The sequence below is a fragment of the Chromohalobacter nigrandesensis genome, assembly GCF_023061285.1.
GTDB classification, from domain to species: domain Bacteria; phylum Pseudomonadota; class Gammaproteobacteria; order Pseudomonadales; family Halomonadaceae; genus Chromohalobacter; species Chromohalobacter nigrandesensis.
The window spans coordinates 81,879-102,085 of sequence record NZ_JAKGAM010000012.1 but is presented as its reverse complement, the minus strand read 5'-3'; the positions used below and the strand labels follow the sequence as shown (position 1 = coordinate 102,085).

19 protein-coding genes are annotated in these 20,207 nt (G+C 61.5%); 6 read left to right on the top strand and 13 right to left on the bottom strand.

Annotation, left to right across the window (positions count from 1 at the left end):
* Window positions 1-43 precede the first annotated feature (43 nt).
* Window positions 44-808, top strand: coding sequence for a tRNA-uridine aminocarboxypropyltransferase (locus L1073_RS13820; protein WP_246900173.1), 765 nt, complete (start codon window positions 44-46; stop codon window positions 806-808).
* Between the two features lie 53 nt (window positions 809-861).
* Here L1073_RS13820 and L1073_RS13815 read toward each other — a convergent pair whose 3' ends face one another.
* Both L1073_RS13815 and L1073_RS13810 read right to left on the bottom strand, forming a co-directional pair.
* Window positions 862-1,365, bottom strand: a complete 504-nt coding sequence (locus tag L1073_RS13815; protein ID WP_246900172.1) for a hypothetical protein — start codon at window positions 1,363-1,365, stop codon at window positions 862-864.
* Window positions 1,362-2,582, bottom strand: a complete 1,221-nt coding sequence (locus tag L1073_RS13810) for an AAA family ATPase (protein ID WP_246900170.1) — start codon at window positions 2,580-2,582, stop codon at window positions 1,362-1,364. Before L1073_RS13810 ends, L1073_RS13815 begins: the two co-directional genes overlap by 4 nt.
* A gap of 295 nt (window positions 2,583-2,877) precedes the next feature.
* On the opposite strand from L1073_RS13810, the gene L1073_RS13805 reads away from it, so the two are divergent.
* Window positions 2,878-4,431 carry a BCCT family transporter gene (locus tag L1073_RS13805; RefSeq protein WP_246900169.1) on the top strand — a complete coding sequence of 518 codons (1,554 nt, stop codon included), beginning with the start codon at window positions 2,878-2,880 and terminating at the stop codon, window positions 4,429-4,431.
* A gap of 281 nt (window positions 4,432-4,712) precedes the next feature.
* Complete coding sequence (locus L1073_RS13800; protein ID WP_246900168.1) at window positions 4,713-6,266, top strand: BCCT family transporter; 1,554 nt, start codon at window positions 4,713-4,715, stop codon at window positions 6,264-6,266.
* Between the two features lie 106 nt (window positions 6,267-6,372).
* On the opposite strand, the gene L1073_RS13795 is transcribed toward L1073_RS13800, so the two are convergent.
* From L1073_RS13795 to L1073_RS13780, 4 genes are all read right to left on the bottom strand, one after another.
* Window positions 6,373-7,233, bottom strand: coding sequence for a glycine betaine ABC transporter substrate-binding protein (locus L1073_RS13795; RefSeq protein ID WP_246900166.1), 861 nt, complete (start codon window positions 7,231-7,233; stop codon window positions 6,373-6,375).
* 123 nt (window positions 7,234-7,356) lie between these two features.
* Window positions 7,357-8,358: an isopenicillin N synthase family dioxygenase gene (locus tag L1073_RS13790; RefSeq protein ID WP_246900164.1), complete on the bottom strand. Its 1,002-nt coding sequence runs from the start codon at window positions 8,356-8,358 to the stop codon at window positions 7,357-7,359.
* 57 nt (window positions 8,359-8,415) lie between these two features.
* Window positions 8,416-9,693 (bottom strand): M24 family metallopeptidase, encoded by a 1,278-nt coding sequence (locus tag L1073_RS13785; protein ID WP_246900163.1) that lies wholly within the window; start codon window positions 9,691-9,693, stop codon window positions 8,416-8,418.
* A 190-nt stretch (window positions 9,694-9,883) separates the two neighbouring features.
* Window positions 9,884-10,876 carry a HalD/BesD family halogenase gene (locus tag L1073_RS13780; RefSeq protein ID WP_425531589.1) on the bottom strand — a complete coding sequence of 331 codons (993 nt, stop codon included), beginning with the start codon at window positions 10,874-10,876 and terminating at the stop codon, window positions 9,884-9,886.
* Between the two features lie 67 nt (window positions 10,877-10,943).
* Here L1073_RS13780 and L1073_RS13775 point away from each other — a divergent pair, with 67 nt between their 5' ends.
* On the top strand, window positions 10,944-11,831 hold the full coding sequence (locus tag L1073_RS13775; RefSeq protein WP_246900161.1) for a LysR family transcriptional regulator: 888 nt from the start codon (window positions 10,944-10,946) through the stop codon (window positions 11,829-11,831).
* A 27-nt stretch (window positions 11,832-11,858) separates the two neighbouring features.
* Here L1073_RS13775 and L1073_RS13770 read toward each other — a convergent pair whose 3' ends face one another.
* The 3 genes from L1073_RS13770 to L1073_RS13755 all read right to left on the bottom strand — a co-directional run bounded on the left by L1073_RS13770 (window position 11,859) and on the right by L1073_RS13755 (window position 13,705).
* Entirely contained in the window at window positions 11,859-12,149 is a 291-nt protein-coding gene (locus L1073_RS13770; RefSeq protein ID WP_246900160.1) for a HigA family addiction module antitoxin, read from the bottom strand.
* 157 nt (window positions 12,150-12,306) lie between these two features.
* Window positions 12,307-12,999, bottom strand: a complete 693-nt coding sequence (locus L1073_RS13760) for a DJ-1/PfpI family protein (RefSeq protein WP_246900156.1) — start codon at window positions 12,997-12,999, stop codon at window positions 12,307-12,309.
* A gap of 112 nt (window positions 13,000-13,111) precedes the next feature.
* Window positions 13,112-13,705 (bottom strand): SagB/ThcOx family dehydrogenase, encoded by a 594-nt coding sequence (locus tag L1073_RS13755; protein ID WP_246900155.1) that lies wholly within the window; start codon window positions 13,703-13,705, stop codon window positions 13,112-13,114.
* Window positions 13,706-13,929: 224 nt separating this feature from the next.
* Between L1073_RS13755 and L1073_RS13750 the strand changes: the two genes are divergently transcribed.
* The gene (locus L1073_RS13750) at window positions 13,930-14,205 is read left to right on the top strand and encodes a BrnT family toxin (protein WP_246900153.1); all 276 of its coding nucleotides are present in this window, start codon (window positions 13,930-13,932) and stop codon (window positions 14,203-14,205) included.
* Complete coding sequence (locus L1073_RS13745; RefSeq protein ID WP_246900151.1) at window positions 14,183-14,461, top strand: BrnA antitoxin family protein; 279 nt, start codon at window positions 14,183-14,185, stop codon at window positions 14,459-14,461. Before L1073_RS13750 ends, L1073_RS13745 begins: the two co-directional genes overlap by 23 nt.
* 49 nt (window positions 14,462-14,510) lie before the next feature.
* Here the strand turns inward: L1073_RS13745 and L1073_RS13740 are convergent, their stop codons facing one another.
* The 4 genes from L1073_RS13740 to trkA form a co-directional block, all read right to left on the bottom strand.
* Window positions 14,511-15,725, bottom strand: coding sequence for a TraB/GumN family protein (locus L1073_RS13740; protein WP_246900149.1), 1,215 nt, complete (start codon window positions 15,723-15,725; stop codon window positions 14,511-14,513).
* 109 nt (window positions 15,726-15,834) lie between these two features.
* Window positions 15,835-17,046 carry a serine/threonine transporter SstT gene (sstT, locus tag L1073_RS13735; protein ID WP_246900147.1) on the bottom strand — a complete coding sequence of 404 codons (1,212 nt, stop codon included), beginning with the start codon at window positions 17,044-17,046 and terminating at the stop codon, window positions 15,835-15,837.
* A gap of 220 nt (window positions 17,047-17,266) precedes the next feature.
* Complete coding sequence (locus L1073_RS13730; RefSeq protein ID WP_246900145.1) at window positions 17,267-18,715, bottom strand: TrkH family potassium uptake protein; 1,449 nt, start codon at window positions 18,713-18,715, stop codon at window positions 17,267-17,269.
* Between the two features lie 46 nt (window positions 18,716-18,761).
* Entirely contained in the window at window positions 18,762-20,135 is a 1,374-nt protein-coding gene (gene trkA / locus L1073_RS13725) for a Trk system potassium transporter TrkA (RefSeq protein WP_246900143.1), read from the bottom strand.
* Between the last annotated feature and the right edge of the window lie 72 nt (window positions 20,136-20,207).

Here is a 20,207-nt window from a genome sequence, read left to right as displayed (position 1 = left end):
GCATGCTAGAATGCCCGGCCTTTTCGACCCAGCCTGATACCTCATGCATGAATCCCCCGATGCGCCGGCCGATTCAGCCACGGCGGCCTCCGGTTATGACCCCGATGCGCCGCGCAAGCCGTTCAATGCGCGCGGTAGCTTCGTCTCGCGTTGCCCGGAATGCCGGCTACCGGCACTCAACTGCTTGTGTCCGTATCGCGTGGCGGTCGAGAGCCGTGCGCGCTTCTGGCTGCTGACGCATCCCATCGAGCATTACAAGCCGACCAATACCGGTCGCTTGATCGGCCATATCCTGCCCGAGACCGAGGTCTTTACCTGGTATCGCACCGAGCCCGACCCGCGGCTGTTGGCGCTGCTCGACGATGACCGCTTCGCGCCGTTCGTCGTCTTTCCCGACGATCAGGCGGATTACGCCGAGCGCGTGGTCGGCCCCGAGGCCGTCGATGAGGTGCTGGCCGACTCGCGCATACCGGTGTTCATCCTTCTCGACGGCACCTGGCGTCAGGCACGGCGCATCTTCCGGCGTAGCGAGTACCTGGCCTCGCTGCCGGTGCTGCCGCTCAAGACATCGCGCCTGACGCGCTACCGGCTGCGCAAGGCGGCCTCCAGCGAGCATCTTTGCACCGCCGAAGTCGCCGCCGAGCTGTTGCGCATCAGCGGCGACGTTGAAGCCTCGGCGACCCTCGACGACTACTTCGAGGTGTTCAATGAGAACTACGCCTCCAGCCGCCGCGACCGGCCGGTCGAAGCGCCTTCCGGCGCGATGCAGCGTTTGCTCGAGCGGCGTGGCGACGTAGCCGCTGAGTAGCGAGCACCATGGCGCTTACCAATAGTGGCTAATGCTATTATCTAGCGGTGCGTTCAAAGATGGTCTCGCAACTCAGGAATTGGCGAGCAGGCTTCACACTGCAAGACGGCCATCACCCGGATGCCATAATGATCTTCCAGTCGTTCCTGATACGGCTTGGAAAGCATGCCGTTGGTGATTACCACGGCCTTTTCCATCACGCGGCCACCAGCGCTAGCTTCTGCACGCAGGCATTCTACTAATGCCCGATATTCCGGACGCTGCTGCTGCACGTAGGCAAGCTGTTCGAAAGCGTGCGGGATATCACCGGCACCCTTTAGTTCGACGAGCAGAGCTGCTTGGCGTTGATTGCCCTGCCAGAGGAAGAGGCCATCGCATTTCAGTTGGTTGTCGCACAATACGCAGCCATCGAGTACTACTGCGACAGCCTGCTCCCCTGTCTTGGGTGTCAGCCGGACTTGCTTGCCCTGTTCACCTAGTGTGAGTTCTCCGCGGCACAGCGCCTGAGTGTTGCCCATCCTCCGACACACGCAGTCCTGATAATCGCCTAGGTTCATGCCCCGCGATGCTCCCACTCGATATCTCGCATCTCGTCATAGAGGTGATTGATGGCATTGAAGTGGCTGAGCAGCTTGTCATCGAGTAGCCCCAGGTCGGCATCCATTAGCGACGGGGCCTCGTCCTGCGTGATGAGATAAGCAGCCACCTCTTTCGGCGATAGCGGCAATAGCGCCCGGATGGCTTCATTCGTGATCTCGAGGCCGTCGAGCTGGCTGCGCTTGAGATGGTTGTTGAGCGCCTCGACGATAAAGGGGCTGTGGGTGGTGACGATGAACTGGGTATTGGGAAAGGTGGTTAGCAGGTCTCCCACCACTCGCCGCTGCCACTCGGGATGTAGGTGTAGATCGACTTCGTCGATCATCACCACCGCCTCAGCCGCCAGTGGATCATCCAAGTGCGGATTGGCCATGGCCATGCGCGAACTGAGGTCGATCACCAGCCCCAGCAGGGTCTGATAGCCATCGCTGAGCTGAGCGATATTCAACCATTCTCCCTGCTGCTTCACTGCGAAACGCAGCGGATTGAGCTCGATATGAGGTTCGGAGAGATCAGGGAATAACCGCATGATGGCACGGCGTACTGCATCCAGCTCCGACAGTGTTACGTCAAAGCTCTTATGCTGCTTCTGCAGCCGATGCTCTTCGTTCTCCTTGTTGTAGAACCAGATGAAGGCCGACTTGAAGCGTGTATCGGCGTTCAACGCATTGGCCAAGGCATCGAAACGCTCGTGGGACTTGGGAAATCCCTTGCGGCTGAGAGGTAGATCCAGCAAGGCGCGACTGACGCCGTAATAGGCAAATACCGGTAGTTCGAAGGATTCATCGGCCGACCAGGGGTTGATTACGGTACTGTCGAGATGCTGTTTGAGTGCTTTCACTCCCTGCCCTGGAGGGATCTCTCCGGCCGTCTTCTTGCTATTGTCGCGCCTCTGTAGCCGGTCCCAGGCAAGCCCTTGAAAGGTCTCCAGGGTAATCCGCGTATAAGGCGCCAAGTGGTTACCTCGCTGATGGAGATCTCCCTGTTTCTTGAACGTCATGCCTGCTACACCAGGCAGATAGGTGAGGATTTCACCGAGTCCAATGGCGATGCCATCCAGCAAGGTGGTCTTGCCACTGCCATTGGCGCCCATCAGCAGGGTTAGGCGTGGCCCCAGCGCCATTGATAGTGATGGCTTGGCGCGGAAGTTCTCCAGTGTCAGGCGCTTTAGCTTCATTCAGCGGTATTCTGCGAGTAGTGAGGGATCAAGATGGCAGTCTGGCATGTTAGTGAGAGGCGGTCGACTGTTTGGCTCTACGGCAGTGCTTGTCTAGTGCTATCCAGCATTAGGCCGCAGTAGAGCGCGAGCGGCGTGGCGACGCGGATGGCGTAAGCGGTGCGAATCGCACATGATCGGCGACCTTGTCTGCTTTTACGGCGCTGGACGCGCCCGATGTTGAAATTTCGATTTGCCGTGTTCGACGAAGGTCGGTAGGGTGCGCCCCTCACGCGATTATCGGAACCGGAAACAGATGACTCAAGACAACACGAGTGCCACGCGCTCGGGCACGCGTTTTGGCGACCCGACGGTGATGGGGCTGACGATTGGCTTCATCGTGCTGTTCGTGGCGCTTTCGCTGATCGATGCCGACGCGATGACGTCGGTGATCGGCGCCGGGTTCGCCTGGACGGCGAAAACCCTGGGGGCCTATTTCCAGCTATTGTTACTACTGACCTTCCTGATCGCCGTGGGCGTAGCTGCATCGCCTGCGGGACGTGCGCGCATCGGCAATCGCGAACGCCCGGACATGGGCACCTTCAAGTGGGTGTCGATCATTCTGTGCACGCTGTTGGCAGGCGGCGGCGTCTTCTTTGCTGCCGGGGGACCGATTTATCACTTTGTGGTCACACCGCCGGCGTTTTCCAGCGAGCCTGAGACTGCGGCAGCCATTCCCAATGCGTTGGCGCAGTCCTTCATGCACTGGGGTTTTCTGGCTTGGGCGGTGCTCGGCACTCTGGCGGCCATTGTACTGTCGCATCATCACTACGATCGCGGCCTGCCGCTGCAACCGCGTACGCTGTTGGCGCCGTTATTGGGCGAGGCGCGCATGCGTGGCGTCTTCGGCGGCGTGGTGGATGCCGTCTGCGTCATCGCCGTCGTCGCCGGTACCGTGGGGCCCATCGGCTTTTTGGCCACGCAGATGAGCTTCGGCTTGCATACGCTGTTCGGCATGGCCGAGGGCTATAGCACGCAGTTGATAATCCTCATCGTGCTGGGCGGGATCTATGTGACATCGGCGATCACCGGCATTGATCGAGGCATCCAACTGATGAGCCGTTTCAACGTCATGTTGGCGTTGGCGATCGGCGCTGTCATTCTGCTCTTTGGGCCGACGCAGTTCCTGTTCGATAGCTGGTTCCAGGGCTTCGGCACCTATATAGGATCGTTCTTCGAGATGGCCACCATGACCTCGCAGACCGCGCCGGATTGGTGGATGAAGTGGTGGACGGTGTTCTTCTTCGCCTGGTTCATCGGCTATGCGCCGTTGATGGCGATCTTCGTGGCGCGTATCTCGCGGGGCCGCACCATCCGTCAGATGGTCGTCGCCGTGGCCGTGCTCGCTCCCGTGGCAACCTCGGTATGGTTCACGCTGCTGGGCGGTTCGGGGATCTTCTATCAGATGAGCGGCGCCATCGACCTGAGCGAAGCGCTCCAAAACTTCCAGTTCGACGTCGCAACGCTGACGGTGGCTCAGGCGCTACCGGGTGGCAAGTTGATGGCACTCGCGGTACTGGTGCTGACCACGATCTTCGTGGCGACTACCGGCGATTCCATGAGCTACGCGATCTCCGTGGTCAATGCCGGTCATGATGAGCCCCAGCCGGCGCTGCGCGCGTTCTGGGGCGTGGCCATGGCGTTGATGGCGGCGATTTTGCTGTACATGGGCGCGGGCCAGATCAGCGTGCTGCAGCAGTTTATCGTGATCACCGCGATCCCCGTGTCGCTGGTGCTGCTGCCCTCGCTGTGGCTGGGGCCGCGCGCTGCACAGGCCATGGCCAAGCGCCAGGGAATCATCGCGTCGTAAACGACATTGGATGCCTTGCATAAAGATTCCTTGCATAAAAAAGTGCCTCGGCATGCTGGATGCCGGGGCACTTGTCGTTTGATTCGAGGCTTTTACTCGCTGGTCTCCAGCCATTCGTCGTCGAGCGCTTGATTGTCTTCGAGCCATGTGAATCGCACATGATCGGTGTCCTTTCCTGCTTTTACGGCGCCGGACGCGCCCGATGTTGAAATTTCGATTTGCCGTGTTCGACGAAGGTCGGTAGTGTGCGCGCCTCACGCGACTACCGGAACTGGACATTGATGACTCAACACGAGGCGAGCGCCACGCGCTCGGGCACGCGTTTTGGCGACCCGACGGTGATGGGGCTGACGATCGGCTTCATCATCCTGTTTGTGGTCTTGTCACTGATCGATGCCGACGCCATGACCGCAGCGATCGGTGTGGGGTTCACCTGGACGGCGAAGAACCTGGGCGCTTATTTCCAGCTGCTGTTGTTGCTGACCTTCCTGATTGCCGTGGGTGTGGCGATGTCGTCTGCGGGTCGCGCGCGTATCGGCAATCGCGAACAGCCGGATATGAGCACCTTCAAGTGGGTGTCGATCATCCTGTGCACGTTGCTGGGTGGGGGCGGCGTCTTCTTTGCCGCCGGAGAACCTATCTATCATTTCGTGGTGACGCCGCCGGCGTTTTCCAGTGAGCCGGGCACGCCGGCAGCCGTGCCCAATGCGCTGGCACAGGGCTTCATGCACTGGGGCTTTCATGCCTGGGCGGTGCTCGGCACTCTGGCGACCATCGTGTTGTCGCATCAGCATTATGATCGCGGTTTGCCGCTGCAGCCGCGCACGATGTTGGCGCCGCTATTGGGCGAGGCGCGTATGCGCGGTGTCTTAGGTGGCGTGGTGGACGCCGTCTGCGTCATCGCGGTGGTCGCTGGCACCGTGGGCCCCATCGGTTTTTTGGCTACGCAGATGAACTTCGGTCTGCATACGCTGTTCGGCGTGGCCGAGGGCTATGGCACTCAGTTGATGATTCTCGTCGTGCTGGGCGGGGTTTACGTGAGTTCGGCGATTACCGGCATTGACCGGGGCATCCAGTTTTTGAGCCGCTGCAATGTCATGCTGGCATTGGGTATCGGCGCCGTGATCCTGCTTTTCGGGCCGACGCAGTTCTTGTTCGATAGCTGGTTCCAGGGCTTTGGTACCTATCTGGGATCATTCTTCGAGATGGCCACCATGACCTCGCAGACCGCGCCGGACTGGTGGATGAAGTGGTGGACGGTGTTCTTCTTCGCCTGGTTCATCGGCTATGCGCCGCTGATGGCGATCTTCTTGGCACGCATCTCGCGGGGCCGCACCATCCGTCAGATGGTCGTCGCCGTGGCCGTGCTTGCCCCCGTGGCAACGTCGGTGTGGTTCACGCTGCTGGGCGGCTCGGGGATTTTCTATCAGATGAGCGGCGCCATCGACCTGAGCGAGGCGCTCCAAAACTTCCAGTTCGATGTCGCGACGCTGGCGGTGGCTCAGGCGCTGCCGGGCGGCAAGCTGATGGCGCTGGCGATTCTGCTGCTGACCACGATCTTCGTGGCCACCACCGGTGACTCCATGAGTTATGCGGTTTCCGTGGTCAATGCCGGCCATGACGATCCCCAGCCGGCGCTGCGCGCGTTCTGGGGCGTGGCCATGGCGTTGATGGCGGCGGTTCTGCTGTACATGGGCGCGGGGCAGATCAGCGTGCTGCAGCAGTTCATCGTGATTACGGCGTTCCCCGTGTCGCTGGTGCTGTTGCCGTCGCTGTGGCTGGGGCCGCGCGCTGCACAGGCCATGGCCAAGCGCCAGGGAATCGTCACGTCGTAACCGACGTTGGATGCCTTGCATAAAGATTCCTTGCATAAAAAAGTGCCACGGCATGCTGGATGCCGGGGCACTTGTCGTTGTGGGCGAGGCGTCGTGGATCAGGAAATTACTCGCCGGCGGCGAGCCATTCGTCGATGAGGTCCTGGTTGTCATCGATCCACGTCTGCGCGCCCTCGACGGGGTCGCCTGCCTTCTCGATATCGGCCATCAGAGTGCCGAGGCTGTCGTCATCCATGTGCCATTCGTTGAGCACCTGGGTAAGCCACGGGTCGTCATCGGTGAAGTTCTGGCGCGAGAACCAGTAGATGGTTTCGTTGTCGCCGTAAACGTTCTTGGGGTCCTCTAGGTATTTGAGATCGTATTCGGCGAAGGCCCAGTGAGGGCTCCATAGCGTTACGGCAATGGGCTCCTCGCGGCTGTAGGCGTCGTCGAGCGCCGCCATCATCGCCGGCCCGGAGCTGTTGACCTGTTCGAGTGGCAGCGAGTACTCGTCGATCGCTTCGTCGGTCAGGCCGGCAATCGAGGATCCGGAGTCGATGCCGAGAATGGTGGGGCTGCCTTGGTATGCGAAATCGTCGGCATGTTCGCCGAGCTCGTCGAGGGTATCGATATCGACATAGTCGGGCACCACGACGCCCAACCCGGTGCCTTCATACCAGCCATCGTTGACTTCGACACGATCTTTATAGGGTTCGAGGTAGGGCGCATCGGTGGTGGGTAGCCAGATTTCCAGGGAGATATCGAAATCGCCATTGGCCAGGCCGCTGTAGAGGGCGTTCTTGCCCACATCCGAGAGTTCGATATCGTAATCGTACTGATCCTCGAGGATGATCTTCCACATATTGGCGACCGCGATGTTCTCGGCCCAGTTGTTGGTACCGATCACCAGTGACTTGTCCTCGGCGTGGGCCGTTGTCGCGGCACTGAACAAGGCTGCAACGGCCAGGGGGTATAGAACCTTTTTCATAACGTTATCCCTCGTTTTTTGTGTAAATCGAAAATTCCATATTATATCTATTCGGTGCATCGCGCCCCTATCGATAGCCGTGGGCGCTCACCAGACGCCTTCCGGTAAAGGGGAGAGGCCGCCTCAGGTGTCGGCGGCAGGCGCGCGTTCCAGACCCTGGAATTCGACGAAGGCCTGCATGCGTTCCCACAGTCGGTCGCCGTAGACATAGCCACCGTCGCCGGCTGCGTCGGGCGCTTCGATAACGGCGTCCACCGCTGGTTCGAAGAAGAACGGGATCGAATGCCGCGAGCGAGTGCCGCCGACGATACGATGCTCCGTGGCTTGAATGCGCCCGCCGGACCAGTCCGCCAGCAGGCGCCCGAAGTTGACCACCAGCGCATTTTCACGCGGCGGCACTTCTTCCCAGTCGCCGTTTGGGGTGCGTACTTGCAGCCCACCGACCTGGTCCTGCCACAGCAGCGTGATGAAGCCGTTGTCGCAATGCGGCACGCCGACCAGCCAGCGCTGCGCATCGCCACTGCCGTCGACGGCCGGCATGGCGGCCAGGGTCTCGGCCGGACGCTCGGGATAATGGATCAGGCGCAGCGTCGAATTGCCGTGATCGAAGGGCCGCGTAAGTGTCTCGCGCGGTATGCCGAGCCCCTCGGCCAATGCCCCGGCGATCACGCCGCCGAGCGCTTCCATCGCTTCATAGTAGGCGGCGAGATCCACTGACCAGCCGGGTAGAACGGATGCCGGCGGTTGCGGTGTGGGCTCGCGCAGCGGGTCGCCGCTCTGGGTATCCGCTCGCTCGGGGTGAGCGACGTCCGGGCCGAGGTCGATGCCTTCCTTCCAGGTCGGGTCTTGGTTCTGGGGCGGAAAATAGCCGCGATAGACATTGCGGTTGGCCGGTGCGAACTTGTGTCGCGCGAGTTTCTGCTTGTGCGCCGCGTCGAGCTCGAAGAAGCGCAGCAAGCGGGCGTGAATGCCATCAACGAGCTCCAGTTGCGCCGGGGCGATGCCTACGGTCATGAACCCGGAGTCGCAGGCGGCATCGACGATGGCACGGCGCGTCGAGTCGCGTGCCGGGTCGTCGGCGAGCAGCGGCGTCAGGTCGATATGCGGAATCAGCGTCTGGCTCATGGGGCTCCTTGGGTGGCGGATGGACGCATCGGTTGTCCGGCGGCGCCGGCTTGTGTGTCAGTCGGCCAGCAACCGCTCATCGAGAGGATAGTCGGAAAGCAATTCGACCTGACCGTCGTCGCGGATGTAAAGCTGCTCCTCGAGCTTGACGCCTTCGCCACCGTCCTCGTGGCCGATGTAGCTCTCCACGCAGAGTGTCATGCCCGGCTGCATGATGCCGTCGTAGCCCTTGTCGTCGATGTCCTCGCGGTGAACGATGTAGGGATACTCGCCGGTCATGCCGACGCCGTGGGCCAATGCGAAATAACGCCGCGCCTTGTAGGGCTCGGGGATTTGCCAGGCCTTCTCGGCATATTCCTTGAACGACATGCCCGGCGCGATCAGTGCCATGTTATGGCGCACCTGGTCGAAGGCCATGCGATAGAGCTCGCGCTGGGTCGCTGTCGCCTCGCCGTCGCCGCACAGGAAGGTGCGCGAGAAGTCGGCGTAGTAGCCATAGCGGCCGACCACGTCGGTATCCAGCGCGACCAATTCACCGGCCTGCATGGCTCTATTGGAGCATTCCTGAAACCAGGGGTTGGTGCGCGGCCCGGAGTTCATCAGCCGCGTTTCGACGTAGTCCGCGTCGGTGGCGATGATGTGCTGGTGCAACTGCGACCAGACTTCGTTTTCCGTGGCGCCGGGACGAATCGCGGTTTCCAGCTTGCGTACGCCGTTCTCCACTGCACGCAGCGAGCTGCGTACCATCTTGATCTCGTTGGGCACCTTGATCGCGCGTGCCCGCTCCAACGGAATCTGGGCATCGCAGATTTGCCAGCCGTGTTCGACCAGCGCAAAGGCCGCGTGCGAGGTGGCGCTTTCGATGGCCACCTTGTCGCCTTTTTGCCCGCCGCACTGGCGCACCAATGCATCGATTTCGTTCGCCCAGGCTTGGGTGGTCTGCTGTAGATTATCTTCACAGAAGTAATAGGAGATCGCCGTCGCCGGACGCGTCTCGTCGATGCCGGGTAAGCCTTCGGTCAAGTGGCTGCAGCCGGAGAATTCGAACATCACCACCGGGCCTTGCGCCGGCACGAAGGCGTAGCGGGCCGGGTTGCGTGCCGAGTAGACCTGCATGTTGCGCGCGCCGGTGGCATAGCGCACGTGAGTCGGGTCGAACAGCACGGCGGCGACGATATCGCGCTTTTTCAGCTCCGCCCGGGTGCGGGCCAATCGATCCAGAAGGATCTGCCGGATTTCCGACGGCGTCGGCTCGCACTCGGCGGGATCGTGCGTCGGCGCCAGGATATCGGTGCCTTCCAGCAGCGAAGGCAGTGTAGATGACAAGCTGGTCATGGTCGGTCCATCCATTGAAATTGAATCAGCGTGATTTATTGAGAGAGGTCGAAGCGCACTGGAACGCAGGCGAGCGATGGTCAGGCAAGGCGGAAGTCGGCGAAAAAGCGGAGTTTAGGTTCCTAAATGAGCATTTTGAGACGACTTCCAACACAGCATGACCGAGCGCAGTCCGTTCCAGGCGTTTCGATCAATCGAGCAGGCCGTCGGCGCGCCCTTCTCGGCGCTTTTCCGCCTCGATATGCGCTTCGGAGACACGTCCGTAGAGCTGGCGCGTGCGTTCCAGCCGGCCCACGACGCCCGGCTGCTGCGAATAGGCGAAGATCGCCGTGTGGCGCTCACGGTCACCACCGACGCGCGTCACCCGGTGCAGCGAGTAACGGCCCTTGAAGAGTTGCAGGTCGCCGGGGCGCAGCAGCAACGTACGCGGCGTGGTCTCGTCTTCGCCGCGAATCACCGCACCGACGCCGTCGTAGTTCTCGCCCGCTGGCGTGCGGATGTTGGGGCAGTACTGGAACTCGCCGCCGTTGTCCGGTATGTCGGTCATCATCGTGACGATGTATTCGTTGGTGTCGTAGTGCCAGGGCTGTTCGGTGCCCGGTGGCAATACGTTCTGCACCAGCCCGGCGAAGGGATCGGCGTACTCGAACACCTCTTCCTCGTCCAGGCACGCGGCGACCAGGCGCTTCATTGCCGGCGACACGTAGAGCTGTTGAATCACCGTGTCCGCCGGAATCATGTCACGGGTTACGAAGCCGCTGGTGCGCTCCATGAAAATGCGACGCGGGTCGCTTTCCGGGAGCGTTGCGTCATCGCGGGTAAACCAGGCGTTGACGCGGCGGCTGGCGTAATAGCTCTTGGCGGAGAGATCACGCCCTTCCTGGCGGGCCTGCTCCAAGGCGTCGGGGCGCAGGAAGCCACGCAGCACGGCGCAGCCTTCGCGATCCAGGTCTTCGCGAACCCGCGCGATTTCGGCTTGCAGGCGCGGGTCGTCGGCGTCATGCAGGGGATAGCGCTGGGTGTCGACGAGTGCGCTCAGGTCGGTGCGTTCGGCGTCCGCAAGCCATTGCTGGGCCGGCTTGGAGGCGATGTCGGGCTGGGTCGCGGCAGCGGTGGTACCCATGGGGGCGTCCTCTCGATCAGCGGGATTGTCGGCATCAATGGGGCGGTCGTCGTCGGTCATATTGGCCGGTCCGTCGACGTCCTCTATGCTGGACGGATCCGTTCGATCAGGGAAACGAGTCATTCCAATGGCAGCCATCGGCATTTCCGATAATACGCAATTGGCGGCGCTGGACAGCGATCTGCTGCTGGCGTTCGTCACCGTGGCCGATAGCGGTGGCTTTACCGCGGCGGCGCGCTATCTGCACAAGACGCAATCGACCATCAGCCTGCGTATCAATACGTTGGAAACACGGCTCGACACGCGGCTGATCGAACGCGGCAGTCGCCGGCTCAAGTTGACCGACGATGGCGAAACCTTCCTCGTCTATGCGCGGCGCTTGTTGCAGCTGCAACGCGAAGCGATCGCCGCGCTCGGTCGCTCGCAGCCGGTGACGCTGCGCTTCGGGCTTCCCGAGGATTATGCCGATACCTGGCTGCCGGCTTTGCTTGAACGCTTCGGCGCCCAGCATCCCGACGTGCATGTACATATTCACTGCCGCATGTCGACGGAATTGCTGGAGCAGCTTGAGAAAGGGTCGTTGGATATCGTGCTGGCGGTGCAGCATGAACCGAGTAGCGGCGGGCGCCCCGTGACTACGGAGGAGGTGGTCTGGGCGGCGCATCGACGTTTCGAGCTCGATCCCGAGCGACCGATCCCGCTGGCGCTGTTTCCGGAGCAGTGCGTCTATCGGCGCCGAGCGCTGGCTGCGCTCGCCGACATCGGCCGCGATTGGCAGCTCGTCTCCACCAGTCAAAGCCCCAGCGGATTGAAAGTCATCGTGGGGCAGGGCCAGACTTTGACGGTCGGGGAGCGACGCCTGCTTCCCGAAGGGTGGCAAGTGTTGGGCGCCGCCGAAGGTTTGCCCCCATTACCGCCGGCGGTGCTCGAAGTGCACCGCTCCCCCAGCCCCATGCATCCGGCCTTTGATGACTTCGTCGCCTTGATCGCCGAGGTACTGGAGGAGGGCGGTTAATACCGCCATTCGACATGCAGGGTTCGCTCAGGCCACCCGAGGACGAATGCCCTCAAAATGGCCGTGGCGTCTGGCTTCCTCCAGGTCATGGGCGTTCTGCAATCTCAGCCAATAGCCCGGGCTGGTGCCGAAGTAAATCGACAGTCGCAGATCCGTATCCGCCGTGATCGCTCGAGCCCCGCGTGTGATTTCACCGATACGCGTGGCAGGCACACCGATAGCCGTCGCTAGGGCATTCTTGGTCAAGCCTAGCGGCCCGATAAAATCCTCTAGCAGAATCTCACCGGGATGAATGTTGGGGAGCCGTTCTTCAGTCATGGTTTTACCTCCCTCAGTGATAATCGATGATTTCAGCATCATGGGCGTTGCCGCTCTCGAACCGAAAACAAATTCGCCACTGATCGTTGATACGAATGCTATAACGCACAGCAGCATATGACGCAATGCGTTATATGTGGGCAGGCGATCATCAGGGTTAGCGTTTTGTAGCATAACGCTCGGCCAGGTGTTGTGCCTGTCGGTAACGAGAGGCCTGCATCTCGGCCATGTCGGCGACGACGTGGTCGTGGATGGCGGCTGGGGCTGTTTCGGGGCGTCCGGCATCAAACGGCGGCGCGGGCGCATATTCGAGAATCAGTTGAGAACGCTGAGCGGTCTCGTCATCGGTTAACTCTGCGATGACGGTCAGCGCGAAATCGATCCCGGCGGTGACACCGCCGCCCGTGATGACCTCTTCATCGCGCACGACACGCGCCGGGTCCGGGACGGCGCCGAACAATGGCAGCATGTCGCGCCACGCCCAATGACAGGCGGCTCGTCTTCCGTGGAGAAGACCTGCCGCTCCCAGGATCAATGAGCCGCTGCATACCGAGGTCACGAACTGTGCGCTGCCGGCCAAGTGTCGAATGGCGTGGATAAAACGGACGTCCTCGGCTGCATCGAGGCAGCCCAGACCACCGGGAACGCAGAGGACGTCACAAGCCGCGATGTCTGTCAGGTCGTCCAGGTTGGAAAACGTCAATCCTTGGGCGTCAACGGGCTCCCCATCGATGGAGGCGACCACGACATCAATCTGCGGCACACGCGAGAAAAATTGATGAGGCCCGGTGAAATCCAGGTGCGTTACGCCGGGGTAGATCGGTATGACGATACGTATCTTCGAGTCCACGATAGCTGCCTCTGTAGAGCGGGGTCGAGGTGTAGGTTATAACCCTTGTTTCCGTCATGACGCTATCGGTTGGTTTGTGCCCGCTAGCGCTGTTGTGTTGTTTTGCGTCGGATCATTGATCTCCGCTAGCCGGCCAACCGAAGCACAAATGGATTAGCGGCGTTATAGGCGCTTCGAGGGCCAGTGCTTCTGCCGTGGCCTCGTCGTGGAAGCCGGCGACGAGCACGCTGCCCAGTCCTTCGGCCGTTGCTTGCAACTGAATGTTCTGAGCTGCGGCGCCTGCCTCGATCCAAGCATAGCGTTGGCCGCGTGTCCCGTAGGGCGGTTGATCGCCGAATGCCTGTGTCGCGGTCCCCATGTCGGCACAGATCGTGATAATGCCGGCAGCCTGGCCGATCCAGGGTTGATCGTCGAGTGCAGCTTGCTGGAGTGCATCTCGTATGTCGTGGTCGAGATGCGTTTTCAGCATGCAGTTTTCGGGGGCGAAGGTGTAGGTCGCTGCGTCCAGGTCGCGAATGCGCCCGGCTATTGCCAGCAGATGCAGGGGATAGAGAGCTCCCGCCGAAGGCACGCTGCGCTTACTGCCGGCATGAGTGATGCCTTGGGCAATCCCAAGCAGCCTGTCGAGCAGAGCGCGAGGAACCGGTTGTGGGCTGAAATCACGACAGCTATAACGCGACCGGGCGATTTGCTCGAGCGATGCCATACGTCTCTCCTTGTGTTGCATGGATCAGCAATAATGGATGGCGTTCCCCAAGCACTGACGGCTGCATTGGCGATGGCCAGGCTCATGGTGCCGACCACCACCAGGATATACCGGATCGCCTCTTTGAGGCTCAGCGGATTGTGTCATGGATTGCGCAATGTTGGATCTGCTTGGTCAAGCAAAATGAACTATCCTCCTTTTCTTTTTGTCCCTACAATTAAACCATGCGCATAGACTTCGACCCTAATAAGAGCGCCCGAAACGAACGAGAACGTGGTCTGCCCTTTAAGGCGGTAGAACACTTCGATTGGGAAGGGGCTACATATGAGCCCGATACGCGCCACCACTATCCAGAGCCTCGCTTTGTGGCAGTAGGGCGCATTGGTGATCGTGTTCACGTGGTGTGTTTCACGCCCATTGAGGGTGGGGTTCGAATTATCAGTTTTAGGAAGGCCAACCTGCGGGAGGTGCGTCGCCATGAGAAAGCCATTGACCGATAAACACGGCGAAGTTCGTGAACTGACCGATGAAGACTTCAAGCATATGCGTCCGATGGCAGAGGTGTTGCCCGCTGATCTCCAGCGCACCATTCGTCAGCGGGGGCAGCGCGGTCGCCAGGAGGCACCCACGAAGGTGAAGACCACCATGCGTTTATCACCTGACGTGATCGATCATTTCAAGGAGCAAGGGCCAGGCTGGCAGAGTCGCATTGACCAAGCGTTGAAGGAATACATAAGGGAGCATCGCCATGGATAGCCAAAGCCCCGGCGTTAGCTAGAGCTTTGGAGAATGGCGGCTTCCGGCATCACCCGAACAACTGCCCGGCGATGCGTAGCCCGGCTATCCAGGTGCCGGCGGCGGAGCCCAGCGTGGCGAGCAGGAATACCAGCAGCGTGCGGGCGACGCGGTTTTTCCACCAGCCGCGCGGTGTGCTGACGTCATGGCGCAGGCGTGAGAAGTCACCCACCGTGGGGCGGCGTATGGCGAGTTCCACGCCGGCGGCGACGAAACCGGCGCCGATGGTGGGGTTGAGCGAGGTCAGTGGCGCGGCGATGAAGGTCGCGATAATGGTCAGTGGATGGGCCAACGCGATGACGGTGCCGAATGCCGAGAGTGCGCCGTTGATCAGGAACCATTCGCCGACCAGCGACCAGCCGAGTCCGGTATCGCGAGAAAAGCCGATGGCGAAGCCGGTCAGTACCAGCGCGACGATGACCCACGGCAGGGCTTTCCAAAGCTTGGAGCGGGCTGGGGTGACTTCCAGTGAGCGGCGTTCCTCGTCGATGGCCGCGTCGCTGGGCGGTTGCTGACCCAGCGCTTGCAGGTGCTCTCCCAGGCCCTTCATGTGACCGGCGCCGACGACCACCAGGATATGCCGTGGCGCTTTCCCGGTGACTTCCTCGCGTAGGCGCAGCGCCATGTAACGATCGCGCTCGCGGATCAGCGGCGCGTACAGCGACTCCGACTGTTCGGCGAACTCGGCGAAGGTCGATTCGAGCACATCGCCTTCCTTGAGGCGCTCGATCTCCTCGCTGGAGACTTTCTTGCGCGAGACAACGCTGCCCAGAAGTCCTGAAATCAGGCTCATGCGCTGCCACCAGGGCACGTTGTGATAGATGCGCTTGAGGGTCACGCCGATGTCGCGATCGACGAGATACAGCGGCAGGTCCGCGCGCTGGGTTTCCTTGATCGCCATCTGCATTTCGGCGCCCGGTGTGACGCCGGACTGCTCGGCAACGCGTTGCTGGAAGGCGCCCAGCGCGAGACTCGCGGCGACCATGCCGGCCTTGCCCTGGCGCAGCACCTGGAAGAGATCCATCTTGGCCATGGCGTCGGGCTGGGTGGCGCTTTGATGGCGCGTGGGACAAAGCTCGATGGCCACGGCGTCGAAGTCGCCGGAGCGGATCAGCTCGCGGACCTCGTCGGCGCTGGCACGCGAGACGTGGGCGGTACCCAGGAGGGTATAACGGGTCTCGCCCTGATCGATGACCTGGCGAGGGCCGGCGGGAGTATCGGGCATGCGGCGGTTCGCTTCGGTGGCGGAAAAGCTCGATTATCCACGAAGCCAGGGGCCGGGCCAAACCCGGCCCCGCTCGTCGATGCTGTGAGCAGGGCGTCGAGCGTACGAATCAGCGCTTGGCGCGGCACGCTGCGGCGGTGAACAACACGTCGGTGGACGAGTTCAGCGCGGTCTCCGTGGCGTCCTGCACGACACTGATGACGAAGCCGATAGCAACGACCTGCATGGCCACGTCATTGGAAATACCGAACAGGCTGGCGGCCATCGGAATGAGCAGCAGAGAACCACCGGCCACGCCGGAGACGCCGCAGGCAGCGAGCGAGGCGACGATGCACAGCAACAGCGCCGAGGCGAAGTCCACGCCGATGCCCAACGTATGGGCGGCCGCCAGGGTGATCACCGAAATGGTGATGGCGGCACCGGCCATGTTGATGGTGGCGCCTAGCGGAATCGAGATCGAATAGGTGTCGGCGTCCAGATCGAGGCGCTTGCAGAGTTCCATATTGACCGGAATGTTGGCGGCGCTGCTGCGTGTGAAAAACGCCGTAATCGCACTGCCGCGCAGGCAGGCGAACACCAGCGGATAGGGATTGCGGCGTGTCGCCACCAACACGATCAAGGGGTTGGTGACCAGTGCCACGAACACCATGCAGCCGACGATGATGGCGAGCAGGTGAGCGTAGTCGAGCAGGGCATTCATGCCGGTATCCGCGAGTGTGCCGGCGACCAGGCCGAAGATGCCCAGCGGCGCGCAGCGGATCACCACGCGTACGATATTGGAGACGGCATCGGAGAAGGCATTGATGACGCCCAGCGTCGTCTCCGAGGAGCCGCGCAGCATCATGCCCAGGCCGATCGCCCACGCCAGGATGCCCACGAAGTTAGCGTTCATCAGCGCATGGATGGGATTGTCCACGACGTTGAGCAATAGGTTGCGCAGGATCTCGGCGATGCCGCCCGGCGGCTGGCCGCTCGCCTGGGGCGCGTCGATGACCAGCGATGTCGGAAACACGAAGCTGGCGACGACGGCCACCAGGGCGGCGCACAGGGTGCCCACCACGTACAGCAGCAGCACGCCGCGAATGTGCGTGGGTTGGCCGCGACGGTGGTTGGCGATGGCCGCCATGACCAGCAGGAAAACCAGTATCGGTGCCACCGCTTTGAGGGCGGAGATGAACACCTCACCGAGAAGCGATATCGAGGCGGCGGCATCGGGCCAGGCAGTGGCCACGACGATGCCGAGCACGATACCGATGACGATTTGCGGGATGAGCCCTAGGCGGGCCACCGCGCGAAAAGGGCTTGCGAGGCTGGTGGACATGACGCTTTCTCGAGGCTGAATAACGGATAAAGGCCCGTCGCGGTGGGCCGGGAAGCGCGCATGGTAGCATTGCCGCCATCGCGATTCCCGGCGAATCGGCCTCGCTGACCTTAACCTTTAGTTAAAAGAGACTGTTAAAACCCACCTACCCAGCATGAATAGGAGGGTTTTCGCCGATTCATGGTGAATAGTAATTCATGGTGAATAGTGCCGTATGAACTCAGCGTCGCCAGAACGCAGGCGTAAACAGCACCAGGATAGTGAAGATTTCCAAGCGCCCGAACATCATCGCCATCACCAGGGTCCACTTGGCGAGATCCGGCATGTCACCGTAGTGTACGGCTACTTCACCCAGCCCTGGGCCCAGGTTATTGAGGGCCGAGCCCACCGCCGACCAGGCGGTCACCTGATCCAGCCCGGTGGCGAGCAGGATCAACAGCATCAGCACGAACAGCAGCATATAGGCGGAAAAGAATCCCCATACCGCCTCGGCCACGCCCCCGGAGATGCGCATCTTGCCGACCTTGATCGAAAACACCGCATTGGGGTGAATCAGACGATGTATCTCGCGCAGGCCCTGCTTGAGAATCAACAGGATGCGGATCACCTTCATGCCCCCGCCAGCGGAGCCCGAGCAGGCCCCGACGAAAGCTGCGATGAACAGCATGAACGGCAGCACGCCTGGCCATACGGTGAAGTCGGCGACGCCGAAACCGGTCGTGGTGGCCACTGAGACTGCCTCGAACAAGCCGTGGCGTAGTCCCAGAGTGTCGTCGTAGGTACCACTCAACATCAGCGTGGCGATGGTGATGGTGACCAATAGCGCCAGGAAGATCACGAAAAAGCGGAATTCGGGATCGAGCAGATAATGGCTCAGGCGCTTTTCGCGCCACACCGCGAAGTGCAGCCCGAAGCTCAGCGACGATATCACCATGAAGAACACGCAGATCATCTCGATGGTCGCGCTGTCGAAATAGCCGATGCTGGCGTCGTGGGTCGAGAAGCCCCCCACGGCGACGGTCGAGAAGCTGTGCCCGATGGCGTCGAACCAGCTCATGCCCGCGAGCCAATATGCCAGGAAACACGTCAGGGTCAGGGCGGCATAGATGTACCACAAGGCCTTGGCGGTTTCGGTGATGCGCGGCGTCAGCTTGGAGTCCTTGAGCGGTCCGGGGATCTCGGTGCGGTAGAGCTGCATGCCACCGATACCCAGCGTCGGCAGGATGGCCACTGCCAGCACCACGATCCCCATGCCGCCCAGCCACTGCAGTTGCTGGCGGTAGAAGCGGATCGACTCGGGCAGCAGGTCGATGCCGGTGAGAATGGTGGCGCCAGTGGTGGTGAGGCCGGAAAACGATTCGAACACGGCGTCGGTGAACGATAGCGATGGATCCGTGGCGAGCATTAGTGGCAGCGAACCGAACAACCCCAGTACGCTCCAGAACATCACGGTGATCAGAAAGCCATCGCGGGTACGCAGTTCGCGGCGAGCATTGCGCGCGGGCCAGTAAAGCAGCGCTCCGGTGACGAAGGTGATGCCCAGCCCGATGACGAAGGCGTCCCAGGTGGCGTCGTCGAAGATCAACGAAATCACTACCGGTGGCACCATGGTCAGGCTGAACAACATGAGCAATAGCCCGACGATCCTCAGGATCACCAGGAAACTCATGGTAGCCGCCTTGCCGAAATGCGAGCCGTAGGTAACCGAATACTCATCAGAAGAACGTCAGCCCTACCTGGAAGAGGCGTTCGACGTCGCGGATGCGACGCTTGTCGATGACGAAGAGAATCACGTGGTCGCCGCTTTCGACCACGAGATCGTCGTGGGCGATGAGGACCTCTTTGCCACGTACGATGGCGCCGATGGTCGTACCGGTGGGCAAGTCGATCTCGTCGATGGTGCGTCCCACCACCTTGGAAGAACGCGAGTCGCCATGGGCAATGGCCTCGATGGCCTCGGCGGCGCCACGCCGCAGCGAGTGCACGTTGACGATGTCGCCGCGCCGCACATGGGTGAGCAAACCACCGATGGTGGCCTGCTGCGGCGAGATGGCGATATCGATCTCGCCGCCCTGGACGAGATCCACATAGGCGGCGTTGTTGATCAGGGTCAGCACCTTCTTGGCACCCAGGCGCTTGGCCAGCATCGACGACATGATGTTGACCTCGTCGTCGTTGGTCAGCGCGCAGAAGATGTCGCAGTCCTCGATGTTTTCTTCCAGCAGCAAGCGCTTGCTGGTCGCGCTACCGTGCAGCACCACGGTGCGGTCGAGACGCTCCGAGAGCACCGTGCAACGCTCCAGCTCATGCTCGATGATCTTTACCTGGTGGTTGTGCTCGAGCGTTTCGGCGAGGCGTTCGCCGATGTTGCCGCCGCCGGCGATGATCACCCGGCGGAAGTCACGGTCGACCTTGCGCAGTTCGCTCATCACCGCGCGAATATCCTTGCGCGCGGCGATGAAGAAAACTTCGTCATCGGCCTCGATGACGGTGTCGCCGTGAGGAATGAGGGCTCGGTTGCGACGGTAGATCGCTGCCACGCGGGTGTCCACGTTGGGCATGTGGCGCCGCAAGAAGCCTAGTTCCTGCCCCACCAGCGGGCCGCCGTAGTAGGCCTTGACCGCCACCAACTGGGCCAGGCTACCGGCGAAGTCGAGGACCTGCAGCGCGCCAGGATATTCGATCAGGCGGCGAATATGGTCGGTGACCACCTGCTCGGGACTGATCAGCACATCCACGGGAATCGCATCGTGGGAAAACAGCCCCTTGCGGGTCAGATAGGCGGTGGCGCGGACACGGGCGATCTTGGTCGGCGTACGAAACAGCGTATGCGCGACCTGGCAGGCGATCATGTTGACTTCGTCGGAGTTGGTTACCGCGATCAACATATCGGCGTCCTCACCCCCGGCCTGGCGTAACACCATGGGATAGGACGCCGTGCCGACGACCGTGCGGATATCCAGGCGGTTGTGCAGTTCGCGCAGACGCTTGGTATCGATATCGACGACGGTGATGTCGTTTTCTTCGCTGGACAGATGCTCGGCCAGGGTGCCGCCAACCTGACCGGCGCCGAGGATGATGATCTTCATGCGTGGGAATCCGCGCTCAATGACTGGCGCGTAGCATAAACCAGGCAGCGCCCCGAATGACAGGGGCGCGGC